The sequence below is a fragment of the Pannonibacter sp. SL95 genome (assembly GCF_026672425.1).
Taxonomy (GTDB): domain Bacteria; phylum Pseudomonadota; class Alphaproteobacteria; order Rhizobiales; family Stappiaceae; genus Pannonibacter.
This window is the reverse complement of record NZ_JAPPRC010000006.1, coordinates 337,612-351,635: the sequence shown is the minus strand read 5'-3', so window position 1 is coordinate 351,635 and position 14,024 is coordinate 337,612. Positions and strand designations below refer to the sequence as shown.

At 65.6% G+C, this 14,024-nt stretch carries 12 protein-coding genes and 1 pseudogene; 7 read left to right on the top strand and 6 right to left on the bottom strand.

Annotated elements, in window-relative coordinates; translation table 11 throughout:
- Positions 1 to 8: 8 nt before the first annotated feature.
- Positions 9 to 809: a 3'(2'),5'-bisphosphate nucleotidase CysQ gene (locus tag OVA12_RS18690; RefSeq protein ID WP_268139980.1), complete on the bottom strand. Its 801-nt coding sequence runs from the start codon at positions 807 to 809 to the stop codon at positions 9 to 11.
- Complete coding sequence (locus tag OVA12_RS18685) at positions 796 to 2,139, bottom strand: TldD/PmbA family protein (protein ID WP_268139979.1); 1,344 nt, start codon at positions 2,137 to 2,139, stop codon at positions 796 to 798. The genes OVA12_RS18690 and OVA12_RS18685 overlap by 14 nt, the downstream gene beginning before the upstream one ends.
- A gap of 241 nt (positions 2,140 to 2,380) precedes the next feature.
- On the opposite strand from OVA12_RS18685, the gene OVA12_RS18680 reads away from it, so the two are divergent.
- Together OVA12_RS18680 and OVA12_RS18675 are read left to right on the top strand one after the other, a co-directional pair.
- The gene (locus OVA12_RS18680) at positions 2,381 to 2,971 is read left to right on the top strand and encodes a DUF6101 family protein (RefSeq protein ID WP_268139977.1); all 591 of its coding nucleotides are present in this window, start codon (positions 2,381 to 2,383) and stop codon (positions 2,969 to 2,971) included.
- A gap of 121 nt (positions 2,972 to 3,092) precedes the next feature.
- Entirely contained in the window at positions 3,093 to 4,400 is a 1,308-nt protein-coding gene (locus OVA12_RS18675) for a GGDEF domain-containing protein (protein ID WP_268139975.1), read from the top strand.
- Between the two features lie 10 nt (positions 4,401 to 4,410).
- Here the strand turns inward: OVA12_RS18675 and ubiA are convergent.
- The 3 genes and pseudogenes from ubiA to OVA12_RS18660 all read right to left on the bottom strand — a co-directional run bounded on the left by ubiA (position 4,411) and on the right by OVA12_RS18660 (position 7,299).
- Positions 4,411 to 5,365: pseudogene (ubiA, locus tag OVA12_RS18670) on the bottom strand (4-hydroxybenzoate octaprenyltransferase).
- 75 nt (positions 5,366 to 5,440) lie between these two features.
- On the bottom strand, positions 5,441 to 6,709 hold the full coding sequence (locus OVA12_RS18665) for a GGDEF domain-containing protein (protein ID WP_268139973.1): 1,269 nt from the start codon (positions 6,707 to 6,709) through the stop codon (positions 5,441 to 5,443).
- Between the two features lie 119 nt (positions 6,710 to 6,828).
- A complete protein-coding gene (locus OVA12_RS18660; protein ID WP_268139971.1) occupies positions 6,829 to 7,299 on the bottom strand; it encodes a GNAT family N-acetyltransferase in 471 nt (156 codons plus the stop codon).
- Between the two features lie 137 nt (positions 7,300 to 7,436).
- Here OVA12_RS18660 and purD point away from each other — a divergent pair, with 137 nt between their 5' ends.
- The 4 genes from purD (at position 7,437) to OVA12_RS18640 (ending at position 11,155) form a co-directional block, all read left to right on the top strand.
- On the top strand, positions 7,437 to 8,711 hold the full coding sequence (purD, locus tag OVA12_RS18655) for a phosphoribosylamine--glycine ligase (protein ID WP_268139969.1): 1,275 nt from the start codon (positions 7,437 to 7,439) through the stop codon (positions 8,709 to 8,711).
- A 178-nt stretch (positions 8,712 to 8,889) separates the two neighbouring features.
- The gene (locus OVA12_RS18650; RefSeq protein ID WP_442793922.1) at positions 8,890 to 9,783 is read left to right on the top strand and encodes an alpha/beta fold hydrolase; all 894 of its coding nucleotides are present in this window, start codon (positions 8,890 to 8,892) and stop codon (positions 9,781 to 9,783) included.
- A gap of 36 nt (positions 9,784 to 9,819) precedes the next feature.
- Positions 9,820 to 10,656 (top strand): patatin-like phospholipase family protein, encoded by an 837-nt coding sequence (locus OVA12_RS18645; RefSeq protein ID WP_268139965.1) that lies wholly within the window; start codon positions 9,820 to 9,822, stop codon positions 10,654 to 10,656.
- Positions 10,657 to 10,801: 145 nt separating this feature from the next.
- Complete coding sequence (locus OVA12_RS18640; protein ID WP_268139963.1) at positions 10,802 to 11,155, top strand: hypothetical protein; 354 nt, start codon at positions 10,802 to 10,804, stop codon at positions 11,153 to 11,155.
- An 83-nt stretch (positions 11,156 to 11,238) separates the two neighbouring features.
- Here OVA12_RS18640 and OVA12_RS18635 read toward each other — a convergent pair whose 3' ends face one another.
- Complete coding sequence (locus OVA12_RS18635) at positions 11,239 to 11,691, bottom strand: nucleoside deaminase (protein ID WP_268141419.1); 453 nt, start codon at positions 11,689 to 11,691, stop codon at positions 11,239 to 11,241.
- A gap of 221 nt (positions 11,692 to 11,912) precedes the next feature.
- On the opposite strand from OVA12_RS18635, the gene OVA12_RS18630 reads away from it, so the two are divergent.
- On the top strand, positions 11,913 to 14,009 hold the full coding sequence (locus tag OVA12_RS18630; RefSeq protein ID WP_268139961.1) for a pseudouridine synthase: 2,097 nt from the start codon (positions 11,913 to 11,915) through the stop codon (positions 14,007 to 14,009).
- Positions 14,010 to 14,024: the final 15 nt, after the last annotated feature.

The following is a 14,024-nucleotide window of genomic DNA, read 5'->3' as shown; positions in this document are numbered from 1 at the left end:
GCAAACGGTCAGGACGCCTTGTCGGCGAAGCCCGCAAACAGGCGCACCGCTGGCTCGAGCAGGGTTTCCCCGGCGGCGACCAGCTCCGGATGGCGCAGGGTCTGGCGATTGTAGCGCAGCTGCATCCCGCTCAGGTCGGTCAGCCTTCCGCCCGCTTCCTGCACCAAAAGATCGGCTGCCGCAAGATCCCAGTCGTGCGAGCGGGCCCGGGCAACGGCCACGTCCACATCTGCCTTGGCGACCAGCGCAATCCGGTAGGCGAGAGAGCCGATCGTGCCGGCGGCGAGGAGCCCTGCCCGGGTGGCCGGCGTCAGCAGGCTGGCCGGTCCGCAGACACGGGCGCCAACGAGGCTCTGACGCTCGCCGGTCTGGATCAGGCGGCCATTGAGGCGCGTGCCGCCCCCCTCCTGCGCCAGGTACATCTCGCCGCGCACCGGATTGAACAGGGCAGCCGCGCGGGGCCGGCCATCCTCAACCATCGCCAGCGAAACCGTCCATTCGTCCTTGCCGGCGAGAAACGCCCGGGTGCCATCAATAGGGTCGACGATAAACAGCCGCCGCCGGTCGAGCCGGTCGGGCGTGTCGGCGGTTTCCTCCGACAGCCAGCCATAGTCCGGCCGGGCCGACCGCAGCGCGTCCTTCAGCCAGGCATCCACCGCAAGATCGGCTTCGGAGACCGGCGAAACGCCCTCCTTCATCCAGGTCTTGGGGTCCTTTCCAAAGAAGCCGAGCGCGATTTCGCCGGACTTGCGCGCCGCCATCTCCAGCAGTGCCAGATCCTCGGCGTGGGAACGGTCAGGCGCCGGCAATGGTCAGCCCCTCGATGGCAATGCTGGGAGCGGCGGCCGAGTAACGCGCATCGAGGTCCGACCCGGGCCGCAGCCGGGCAAACATGTCCTTGAGGTTGCCAGCGATGGTGATCTCGCTGACCGGCATGACGATCTCACCGTTTTCGAACCAGAAGCCGGACGCGCCACGGGAATAGTCACCGGTGACGCCATTGACGCCATGGCCGATCAGATCCGTCACGACCAGTCCGCTACCGGCGGCGCGCATCATGTCTTCGAGGCTATCGCTGCCCGGATGCAGGGTCAGGTTCGTCGCTCCGGGCGAGGTGCCGGCGCCGCCGCGATGGGCGCGTCCATTCGGGGTCAGGCCCAGTTCGCGCGCGGTGGCGCTGTCCAGATACCAGTGGCGCAGGATCCCGTCCTCGATCATGTCGAGCGGCACGCCGCCAAGTCCCTCTCCGTCGAAGGGCCGGGTTGCAGCCCCGCGCGGCTTCAGCGGATCATCAGTCACGCGGATGCCCGGTGCAAATACCGCCTGGTTCATGCGATCCTTGAGGAAGCTGGTCCCGCGCGCGATGGCTGCGCCGTTGATGGCCCCGGCCAGATGCCCAAGGAAGCTGCGAGCGGCCCGCGCCTCGTAGAGCACGGTTGCCGTGCGCGTGGTCAGCTTCTGCGGCTTCAGGCGGCGCACCGCGCGTTCGCCCGCACGTCGGCCGATCAGCGCCGCATCCTCCATGTCCTCGAAGAAGGTCTGGTAATCGTAGTCGTAATCGCGCTCCATGCCGGTGCCTTCGCCGGCGACTGCTGTCATCGACAGGCCATAGCGCGAGGTCGTGTAGGCTCCGGTGAAGCCGTGGCTGGTGGCTAGGACCATGCCGCCGAGACGCCAGGACGCACTCGCCCCGCCGGATTTCGAGACACCGGCCACATCCAGGCCGGCGGCCTCTGCCGCCAGGGCCAGATCCTTCAGATCAGCCGCCGACAGTTCAGTCGTATCCAGCAGGTCGAGCTCCGGCAATTGCCGCAGGAGATGCGCCGGATCCGCCAGCCCGGCATAAGGGTCTTCCGGGGTCACTCGCGCCATTGCGACGGCCCGCTCGGCGAGCGCGGCCGGGTCATCCATGGTGTTGGCAGACACGGAAGCGCTGCGGCGGCCGATGAACACGCGCAGGGTGACATCGTCGCCTTCGGCCCGGTCGGTTTCCTCGACCTTGCCCTCGCGCACCTCGACCGACAGCGACATGCCGGTGACCGCGACGGCGTCGCAGGCATCGGCTCCGGCCTTCAGCGCGGCTTCGACCAGCCGGGCCGCGCGGGTCTCGAGTTCGCTCTTGTCGATCGCTTGCGTCATCGCGGAATCCCGTCTTGAGGTGGTGTTCCCTGTTTAGGCGTGCGGGGGCCATCGAACAAGAGCCGCATTGACGCAAAAGACGTTTCCGATGCGTTGACCAATTCGCGCAAGCCTTTCGTAACCCTCTTTGAAATCAAGGTTTTTTAACCGTGCCTGTTAAGCGGGCGGGTAGCAGTGCCGCTCTAAGGTGAAGTCATCACGAGGCCCGAACTAAAAAAACCAGGGCCCGATGGAGAGGCAATTGGGACGTCAGACAGCCATTGACGGAGCACATGGAACCGGGTCGGGCAGCGCAAAGCGGCTCGACCCGGCCTCCCTGCCGATCAAATTCGACACCACCATGAGCGCCCCGCCCGCCGGCGGCGCTGCCCGGGTTGCCGCCCGGATCTATCTCGACCGGGATACGGCCATCATCAAGCGACCGCTCGCCGGCCTGCCCTTGACCCTCGTGGTCCCGATCCATGTCTTCCAGGGCGTGGCGGTCGAAATTGCACCGGGCGCCCTGCCCGGCACGCTCAATGCGCGCCTGTTCCTGCGCCATCCTGATCCGGCCCTCTGCGTCACCCTGCGTGAGGCCGACAACGCCGAAGATCTGGCCGATGACTGGGCGATGTGGGGCGAAAGCCTCAAGCTGCCACTGCTCATGTGCGAACCGGACGGCACCATTTCCACGATCAGCGAAGCGCCAGGCGCAAGCTTTGCTCCGCAGCGTCGCCGGGTCTATGCCCTGACCGCCCGCCGACCGCGCTTCCTCAACCGGCGCAAGACCGGTCAGCGCAGCCAGCCAATGGCGGTGCATCGCGGCGAACGCGAGATCATCGCCAGGACCTGACAGGACGAAACAATGGGCCGCAGGAAAGCGGCCTATTTTCTTGTCAAAATACTGGAAAAATTAACGGGCTGGAATTTATCATTGCCCGGACTGGTTGCCCCCCTCCCACCAAGAGCGACTGATGCGGCTGGATATCGTCACGTTGAACGCAGCTCTCACCGTCATGCAAATGGTCGGTGCCGGCATGCTGTTCTTTGTGTGGCGCTTTTCCATGCACAAGAGCGGCGCGCAGAAGGATTCCATCCGCCTGTGGTCCATCGCCCTCACCATGGTCGGCTTTGGCATGCTGCTGGTCAGCCTGCGCGGCCAGATTTCCGACCTTCTCAGCATCGTCATCGGCAACGCGCTCATCCTGGGTGGAATGGGTTTCCGGGTGGCGGCGCTCTCGGCGTTCTGGCGCATCGACAAATACAATCTGCTGGCCGCGGCACCAACTGTCGGCTGGCTGGCTCTATGCCTGTACCCGCCGTTCTACGACACTTATCTGGCCCGCAGCATCTATCTCCACATCTGCCTGACCATGACGGCGATGGCCGCGATCTATCTCTGCGTGACATTGAACACCAACCGCATTCGCGCCGCACGCTGGCTGAGCTGGGTGATGACGCTGGAGCTGGTGCTTCAGAGCGTGATGTTTGTTGGCGTCTATGTGAAAGGCATGAAGAGCTTCGAGCAGGCGTTGGCCTCGCAGGTCTTTGCGGTCTACGTGCTCTGGATGATCATGTCGGTCATGGCGACGATCATTTGCGCCTTTGCCATGGTCATCGAACAGGAAGAGCGCCTGCTGCGCGAGCAGGCCAGGCGCGACCCCCTGACCGGCCTTGCCAACCGGCGTGAGTTCTTCGAAAGCGTCCAGCTATGGCTGGAGCTTGGCGCCGCCCGGCAGCGCAACTTCGCGGTCGCCCTGTTTGATCTCGATGAGTTCAAGTCGGTCAATGACCGCTACGGCCACGCCATGGGCGATGAGATGCTGCTGCTGTTTGCCGCGACCTGCAACCAGATGCGCCGCCCTGGCGACATTGCTGGACGCCTCGGCGGCGAGGAGTTTGTCGTCTTCCTGCCGGATGCGGATGAGACGGCTGCCTTCAACTTCGCCGATCGCCTGCGTCAGCGCTTTGCGGCCGAGGTGCGGGCAGCGACAGGCGGCATTCTGATCACCACCACAAGCGCTGGCATCCACGCGGGCCGCGCCTCGATCGACACACTCGACGCGGCCATGGCCCATGCCGATGCCGCGCTCTATGGGGCAAAACGCTCCGGACGCAACAAGGTCGTGCTCAGTGCGGGCAGCCCGCCACCGGCAGCGGCCAGCCCCGACAATGACAGCGTCGACCGGACGCAGCTGGCGAGCCTGATCTCGCCGGACATCGACTGGCACGACGAACCGGCAGCGACCGAGGCCGAGCCGCTGCGCATGGTCGGAACCTGACCCTCGCCGCTTACAGGGACGAGATCAGCGCCTCGCCGCACAGGCCGGCAAAGACGATCCAGCCATAGAGCGTGTTGGACCGGAACAGCTTCAGGCACTGGTCCGGATCATCGATATCGAGCACGATGATCTGCCAGACGAGATGCAACGCGCCAACGGCAAAGCCCGCAAAGGCCAGCGGGCCCGCATCCACCATCACTGCAGCCAGCATGAACAGCGCGGTCGCAAGCCCATACAGCAAGGCAAGCGCCGGCTTGGTCCAGGCCCCGAACAGGCGCGCGGTCGAGCGCACGCCGACCATGGCGTCGTCTTCCTTGTCCTGATGGGCATAGATCGTGTCATAGCCGATGGTCCAGGCGATCCCGCCCGCATAAAGCAGGATCGGGGCCCAGTCGAGGCGGCCAAATGCGGCGGCCCAGCCCAATCAGCGCCCCCCAGGAGAAGGCAAAGCCCAGGAACAGCTGCGGCCAGTTGGTGAACCGCTTCATGAACGGGTAGATCGCCACGACCAGCAGCGAGGCGAGGCCGAGAAGGATCGTGAACAGGTTGAACTGGATCAGCACCACGGCGCCGACCAGCGCCTGCAGCGCCATGAACAGTTTCGCCTGCCCGCGGCTGACCTGTCCGGCCGGAATGGGCCGTGAGCGCGTCCGCTCGACCTTGGCGTCGATGTCCTCGTCCACCAGGTCGTTGAACGTGCAGCCCGCCCCACGCATGGCGACGGCACCGATGAGGAACAGCACGAGATGCCAGGGATTGGGCCAAGGGGACCCGGCAGCAATCGCGGCGAGTGCCGCAGACCACCAGCACGGCCACAGCAACAGCCACCAGCCGATCGGCCGTTCCCAGCGCGCCAAACGCGCATAGGGGCGCGCCCAGGGCGGCAGTCGTGTGTCGACCCAGTGGCGTTTGACCGCGTCGGCGACGGGGCCGGTGTCCTGTGTACCAAAGATCTTGAAGCTCATGGCCGTTGGTTACCACGGGCCTGCGGCGCTGACGAGCCCCCGGGGTCCGTCAGCCGCGCCATTCTCCGGACCTTCTCAGGCCATCACCGGTGTCCTGCGCAACCCGACCACGCGGTTGCGCCCGGCTGCCTTGGCTTCGTAGAGCCGCTGGTCCGCCAGTTCGAACAGCGTCTCGAGTTTGCGTCCTTCGGTCGGAGCTGTGGCGACACCGATGCTCACGGTCACCGGCTCCAGAAACGCGTCCCGTGTGACGTCCTCGATCTGGCGGCGCAGGCGGTTCGAGAAGGATTCCGCAGCCTCCCCGCACATGCGCTGGCTGAGCACGACGAATTCCTCACCGCCATAGCGGAAGACGTGGTCATCGGAGCGCTGGTTGTCCTTCAGCACCCGGGCGACCGTTGCCAGCACCTCGTCGCCCGCCTGGTGGCCATAGGTGTCGTTGACTGCCTTGAAATGATCGATGTCGATCAGGATGAGACTGGTCGAATAGCCTTTGTCGGCGGCAGCGTCGATCAGGGTCTGCGCGGTCGTATCGAACTGGCGTCGGTGACCGACATTGGTCAGGAAGTCGAGGTGCGCGCTCTTGAGCAGGTCTTCATAGCGCTCCCGGTAGGTCAGCACCTGGAACAGATCCCTGAACCGTCCGGGACGGGGTTGTTCCTCATCCGCCGGAAACAGCGCCAGATAGATCATGAAGAAACCGGCATAGACCAGGGTTGCCAGCATCTTGGCCACCCATCCGCCAAACAGCACCGACAGCGGCGCATCGGACACCAGATGCAGCGCGAGAAAGAAGCCGAGCTGGTCAAAGGTCAGCACGACCGCACCGCAGATCAGCACGCGCAAGGCAAAATGCCGCCCGAGCCAGCGCCCGAGCCGCTCGTACAACAGGATGATGGCGAGGCTGTCGATGTAGAGCAGCAGCGTACCCCAGACCATCAACAGGCCGATTTCGTCGACAAAGGCGATATCGGGGACACGGCCAGCCACAACCTGGACCGTCTCGTGATTGCGCAGCAGCATCACCAGGCCAACAATCAGGAAGTTGCCGAACAGCAGGCCATGGATCGGCTGGCGCACGGTAGCTGCGTCCTCCTTCGCATAGAGCAGGAGGATCATCAGCAGCTTGCCGGAAAACAGCACTGTCGAGCCGGGCGAGATGATGCCGTGCGGAAGCTGCACGTAAAACACGCTGGCGAGATAGGTTTCGAGGAAATGCATCACGCCCAGCGCGCACATGAAGACGCCCAACCCGATGCTTCGGCGTTGATGCAACAGGGTCATCATCACCGTGAAGTATAGGGCTGCCTGGGCAACGAGTAGGAGTGCGTTTGTAAAAGCCATGCCCGCTGTGGTAGCGCGCAACATCAATAAAACAAGTTAAACTTTTCTGCCGCACGCACAAAATCGCGCCACAAACAAAATAACGCAGCGTAATCCACTATATGCATGAGGCCTTGTTGCTAGTCCGGGTTCTCTTGATCAAACGGTCTTTCGTAAAGTTGCATTTGAGAGCGGAGGAAGCCTTCCCCTTCGTACAGTGAAGCCGCAGCAGAGTTGCGTGGCGCAAAGGCATGTAACTGCAGCAAGCCGAAGGCTTCGAGATCGGCACTGAGAGCTTTCAGCATCCGGCGACCGAGACCGCGTCCCCGCACGCGCTCGACCAGATAGAGGTCGTCCAGCAGCGCCACACGGCCGCCATAGCCAATCGAGTGGCGATAGAGCGCAACGGCGAAGCCCACCGGTTCACCGCGGTACAGGGCGAGCCAGGCCCGTCCGAGGCTGGCATCGACCATCAGGGTGCGAAGCGCGTCCTCCTGCCGGCGTGCAAAGGTCTCTCCGGCTTCAGTCCAGAACTGCCGCGCCAGTCCGATGATTGTCTCGCTGGTTGCCGGCCCGCCAAGCAACAATGCAAACCCTCCTGCCCTGTTCATCCTGTTTCCCTCTCTCCCCCGCAACGCCCCCACACGATTGCCGCAGGCACGCGCCCATGCTAGAGCGCAGCCACCGCAAGGACGGGCGCGCCCATCCTTCGCCGCTCCCAGTCCCCCGAACGGCCGAGACTTCGCCCATGAACATCTTTCTCATCGGATCCGGTGGCCGCGAACACGCCCTCGCCTATGCCATTTCCGCCTCGCCGCTGACCACGCGCCTCTATGCGGCGCCTGCCAATGCCGGCATTGCGGAAGAGGCCGAAGCCGTCTCTGTGGACGTCAATGATCCGGCGGCCGTGATTGCGTTCTGCCAGGAAAAGGCGATTGACCTCGTGGTGGTTGGCCCGGAAGGCCCGCTTGTTGCCGGTCTCGTCGACCACCTGGCAGCTGCCGGCATCCGTGCCTTTGGCCCCAACCGGGCGGCGGCGCAGCTCGAGGGCTCCAAGGGCTTTACCAAGGACCTGTGCCAGGAAGCCGGCATTCCGACTGCAGCCTATGGCCGCTTTACGGACAGGGACGCAGCACTCGCCTATGTGCGCCAGACCGGCGCCCCGATCGTCGTCAAGGCCGATGGCATCGCAGCCGGCAAGGGTGTCGTCGTCGCCATGACGCTTGCCGAAGCCGAGGAAGCCGTCGCCGCCTGCTTTGATGGCAGCTTCGGCGCTGCCGGCGCAGAGGTCGTTGTCGAGGAGTTCATGACGGGCGAAGAGGCCAGCTTCTTCGTCTTGTCCGATGGCCGCACCGGTCTTGCCCTTGCGACCGCGCAGGACCACAAGCGCGTGTTCGACGGCGACAAGGGCCCGAACACCGGCGGCATGGGCGCTTACTCCCCGGCGCCGGTCATGGACGCGGCGATGATTGCCCGCACGATGGCCGAGATCATCCAGCCGACCATCGACACGATGGCGCGGCGCGGCACCCCGTTCAAGGGCGTGCTGTTTGCCGGGCTGATGATCACCGACACGGGGCCGAAGCTGATCGAGTACAACACTCGCTTCGGGGATCCCGAGTGCCAGGTGCTGATGATGCGGCTGAAGGATGACATCGTCACCCTGTTGCAGGCGACCATCGACGGCACGCTGGACAAGATGTCCGTACGCTGGCGTGACGAGGTGGCCCTGACCGTGGTGCTGGCCGCCAACGGTTATCCGGGCGACTATGCCCGGGGCAGCGAGATCAACGGCATCGCCGCAGCAAATGCGCTTGAAGGCGTCAAGGTGTTCCATGCTGGCACCCTTGCGAAGGACGGAAAGATCCGCGCCAATGGCGGGCGCGTTCTCAATGTCACCGCGCTGGGACGCACGGTTGCCGAGGCGCAAGCCCGTGCCTATGAAGCCGTCGACCGGATCGAATGGCCTGAGGGCTTCTGCCGGCGCGACATCGGCTGGCAGGCCATTGCGCGCGATCGCTGAAAGATCTGGAGACACGTGGCACGCCATCCGCTGCGTTTGCCCCATGATGCGCTGACTGCCTTGCGCTGCAACCCCTTCCTTAGCGTTAGCAGGGACGGGGTTGTGTGCCGGTGCGTCTGCAGTCAGGCTAGCGGGCGGTCACTCGTGTCCTGGGAGCCTTGGCGTGCCTGTCAGCGATCTGCCTGAAAATTCCGGTCTTTTTCCGCAAGCATTTGAGTCATTTGAGTTTCACGGCGACCGCGGACGAATGGGCGGATCCGGCCCGGCGCTGCTGCTTTTGCACGGTTACCCGCAGACCCATGTCATGTGGCACCCAATTGCCGAAGCGCTGGCCGCGCATTTTTCCGTCATCCTGCCCGACCTGCCCGGTTACGGCGCGAGTGACCTGCCAGAGGGCAGCGCCGCAGTCATGAGCAAGCGCCTGATCGCCCGGGACATGTGCAACCTGATGGCTGACCTTGGCCACGGCTCGTTTTCCGTATGCGGTCACGACCGTGGTGGCCGCGTTGCCTACCGGATGGCGCTGGATCATCCGGACCGGGTGCAGCGACTGGCCGTGCTCGACATCCTGCCGACGCATGATTACTGGCAGCGCATGGACCGGACTTTTGCTTTGGAGGTCTATCACTGGGCCTTTCTCGCCCAGCCTTCCCCCCTGCCGGAACGGTTGATCTCGGCAGATCCGGCCTTCTACCTGGACCACACCATGGCCAGCTGGACCGCAAGGCGTGACCTCTCGGCTTTTGCACCGGCCGCTCTCGCGGCCTATCGTCAGGCCTTCGGCTCCGAGGATCGCGTCCATGGCGCCTGCCAGGACTACCGCGCTGGTGCGACGACTGACTTCGAGGACGACGCTGCCGATCTGGCTGCCGGCCGCCAGATCACCGCTCCAACACTGGCACTGTGGGGCGGCCACGGTATTGCGCCGGGGGCCGGAACGCCGCTGGATGTCTGGCGCCGCTGGTCTACCGACGTTCGCGGGGCGGCAATCGACGGCGGACATTTCCTTGTCGAAGAAAACCCGGCTGCAACGCTTTCGGTGCTATTGCCCTTCCTGACCGGGCAGGCATAACCCTCCCGACACGAGAGAGTGCCAGGAGACAGCGTGATGCCTACCCCCCGGATCGGTCTTGCCCTTGGCGGCGGCGGCGCGCGTGGAATGTCGCATATTCCGGTGCTGCAGGCCTTTGACGACCTGGGCGTGAAGCCGGACTTCATCGCCGGCTCGTCCATTGGCGCCCTGCTGGGGGCCGGCTATGCCGCTGGCCTTTCCGGCCAGGACCTGCACAACCTGGCGATCGAAACCTTCCGCCACCGCAATGCCCTGCTGGCGAAACTCTGGCAATTGCGTCCGCGCCGGCTGGCGGATGTCTTCGGCAACGGTCTGGCCCAGTTCGACCCGCTAAGGGTGCTCAACCTGTTTGCCGGCGACCATCTGCCTGAAACCTTTGCCGACCTGTCGATCCCTCTCACCATTCTGGCGACGGACTTCTATGGCTGCGGCGAGGTCGACATCCGCAGCGGCCCTCTGGCCCCGGCGATTGCCGCCTCCATTGCGATTCCGGCCGTGTTCCGCCCCGTTCGGCTGCAGGGCAAGGTGCTGATCGATGGCGGCGTTGCCAATCCACTGCCCTTCGATGCCCTGCCGGAGGCCTGCGACATCATTGTCGCGGTCGATGTTGTCGGCACACCGGTGCCGCGGCCCGGCAAACACTTTCCGACCACCCTGGATGCCCTGTTCGGCGCCTCCCAGATCCTGATGCGGTCGATCACCGCCGAAAAGGTCAAGCAGCGCATGCCGCATATTCTCGTGCGGCCGGACGTCGGCAACATCCGCGTGCTCGACTTCATGAAAACCCGGGGCGTTCTCGATGCTGCAGCGCCGTTGCGCGAGGAGGTGAAGCGGCGTCTCGGAGAGGCGCTGGATAAGCAACTTTCGCAATAGACCAAGATTTTCGCCATGTCTTTTTTGACGGCAATTGGCAGGTTTTTAGTTATTCTTTGCGTCAGTTTTTCAACATATACAGCATGTTAACCCAAGATTAACCGCTGCGCTGGACCATTGGGGCATATCCAGAAGGAGAAAGCGGATGAACCGCGTGGCCCCAGAATCCTTGAACGAGGATCATTGCCCGGTCTCTGAAGAGACCTTCCAGGCCTTGATGCGTCAGAACGCAGCGTCTGCCGCCTCGGTCGCAGATACCTTGCCGGAAGACCAGCGAGCGCGGCTTGCTGTCTTCTGTTACCGCAAGGCGCACTTGCGACCTCTCGGCTTTGCCATCGCGGCCGGATGCAGCCGCCGCGCCCTCGTCGAGGAAGCCGGCCATGCCGGTGAGCTTCTCTTCCAGCAATCGCGCGCCGCGTCGGGGAACGCCGGCGTCGAACCGTATCTGGCCGCCCGGACCCAACGCCGGCCGGTCACCTTGTGCAGCATCAAGGGGTAGGTTCTCCTCCCACCTGCCCCCGACTGGCACCGCCCCGACCGTTCTCCCAAGTTTCAACCCCGGGGCGGTGCCACTTTTCTTTCTCAGCCCTGGCCAGGCTCGATCGTATCCCGGCGTTCGCGAAAGAACGTCCGCAGCAGCCCGGCCGCTTCCGTTTCGGCAAATCCCGAATAGACCTCCGGCGCATGATGACATGTCGGCTGCGTGTAGAGCCGGACACCATTGTCCACCGCCCCGCCCTTTTCATCGCCCGCGCCATAATAGAGCCGGCGTAGCCGCGCGAAGGAGATAGCGCCGGCGCACATCGGACAGGGCTCCAGCGTCACATAGAGATCGCATCCCGGCAGGCGCTGCGAGCCAACGGCGGCGCAGGCCATCCGGATCGCCAGCACCTCGGCGTGGGCCGTGGGGTCATTCAGCTCCAGCGTCCGGTTGCCAGCTGCAGCCAGAATTTCGCCGTCCCGTACGATGACGGCGCCAACAGGCACTTCCCCGCGCGCTGCCGCCGCCCGCGCCTCGGCCAGCGCCAGATCCATGAAGCTGGAGACAGATGCCACAGGACCGCTAGCCTGCGCCGTCTCTTGGGTCTCATCCATCAGGGCCTCGTCCAGCGCCGTCTCATGAGGTCGTGCGTCCCCGTCAAGTCGGGGCATTTTGCGCTCGCGTTATAAACCATTTGGCAGATCAGGCATGCAATTTGCGCAAAGCCTGCATTTGTCCGATTCCTAAAGGGGGAAAGCTCTGCTATGACGCGGGCATGACCGACAAGAAAACCCCTTCCCGGCCCCGCGGCGGCAAGCCCGGCGGACCGTCTCGCCGTACGGGCGCCTCTGATGGTGCATTCCGTGCTCCCCGCAAACCTGGCGCAGCCGGCGGCTCCGACCGTCCGCAGCGCAGCTTCGGCAACCGCAGCGAAGGCGGCGAAGGCCGTCCGCAGCGTGGCTTCGGCCAGCGCAGCGAGGGCGGTGACAGCCGTCCGTCGCGCGGCTTTGCCGAGCGCTCCGGTTCGCAGGAGCGGCAGGACCGCCCGTTCCGCTCCGACCGTCCGCAGTGGCAGGAACGGCCTGAGCGCGGCGATGGCCCCCGTGGCCCGCGCCCGGCGAAGTCCTTTGGTGGCAAGCCGTCCGGCGGCCGCTTCGGCGATGACCGTCCGGCACGCGGACCGCGCCAGGGCGCCCATCCCGGCGATCGTCCCGGCGGCAAGCCGTTCCCGCGCAAGACGGCAGCCGAGCGCCCGGCCAAGGGCGCTGGCGTTCCCTCCGAGACACCGTCGTCGATTTCCTTTGCCGGTGAGGCAGAGCGCATCGCCAAGGTGATGGCACGTGCCGGCCTGTGCTCGCGCCGCGACGCAGAGGTCTGGATTGCCAACGGCCGCGTCAGCGTCAATGGCACCGTCCTGACGACGCCGGCCGTGACCGTGACCGAGGATGACGTCATCCTCGTGGACGGCGAGCCCATGCCGCAGAAAGAGCGGACCCGTCTCTGGCTCTACCACAAGCCGCGCGGCCTGGTGACGACCAACCACGACCCGGAGGGCCGCCCGACCGTATTCGACGCGCTGCCGAAGGAACTGCCGCGCGTGCTGACCGTCGGCCGTCTCGACATCAACACCGAAGGCCTGCTGCTGCTGACCAATGACGGCGGCCTCGCCCGCGTGCTGGAACTGCCGGCCACCGGCTGGCTGCGCCGTTACCGCGTGCGCGCCTTCGGTGAGGTCTCGCAGGACCAGCTCACCGCACTGGCCGAGGGCATTGCCATCGACGGCGTGTTCTACGCCGGGATCGAGGCAACGCTGGACAAGGTGCAGGGCGACAACGTCTGGCTGACCATGGGCCTGCGCGAAGGCAAGAACCGCGAAATCAAGCGCGTGCTCGAGCATCTCGGCCTGTCCGTGAACCGCCTCATCCGCCTCTCCTTCGGCCCGTTCCAGCTGATGGACCTGCCCGAGGGCGACGTGCGCGAGATCCGTGGCCGCGTGTTGCGCGACCAGCTCGGCGAGAAGCTAACGTCGGAAGCCGGCGCTGACTTCGACGCCCCGGTTCTCACCCATATTCCGGGTGAAGAGGGCGACAAGCCGAAGAAGAAGGACCGCCCGGCACCGCAGAAGCAGGGCCGTGGCGAATGGATGACCGCGCGCGACGGCGCCGCTGCCGTTGGCGGCCGCAAGCGTCAGGACCGTGGCGACCGCCCGGCCCGCGACGGTGGGCGTGACAGTGGCCGGGATGGTGGCCGGGATGGCGGCAGGGGCGAGCGCAGCGATGCACAGCGTCCGATGAAGATCTCGCCGCGCAGCCGTTTCCGCCTGACGCGCGAACCGCGCCCCGATGCAAGGTCGCAGCAGACTGGCCGTCCGGAGCGGCCGCAGCCGGAACGCCGGATCTGGAGCGAAGACGGCATTGTTGCCGACAAGCAGCAGGAAAACCGCCTCGGCAACGCCCGCAAGGGCCCGCCGCGTGACCGGGATGACGCCTACGAAGGCCCGCGCGGCTTCAGCCGTGCCGATCGACCGGAGCGCCGCGAGCGTCCCGAGCGCAGCTTTGGCCGCCCGGATCGGGGCGAGCGCCCGGATCGGGGTGACCGTCCGGCCCGGGGTGACCGGCCTGAGCGTCAGGACCGCCCCGAGCGGGGCGATCGTCCGGAACGTCCCGGCCGTGGTTTCGGCGGAGGCGGCGGTGGCCGTGGCTTCGGCGGCGGCGCTGGTGGCGGCGGGCGCGGCTTCGGCGGCCCGAAGGGCTCCGGCCCCGGCAATGGACCGCGCAGCGGTCCCCGCAGTGGCCCGCGTCCCGGTGGTCCCCGCAGCGGTGGTCCCAAGGGCGGCGGCGCCGGTGGCCCGCGTCCGCGCGGCCGCAGCTAAGGCTGGCAGCTGACG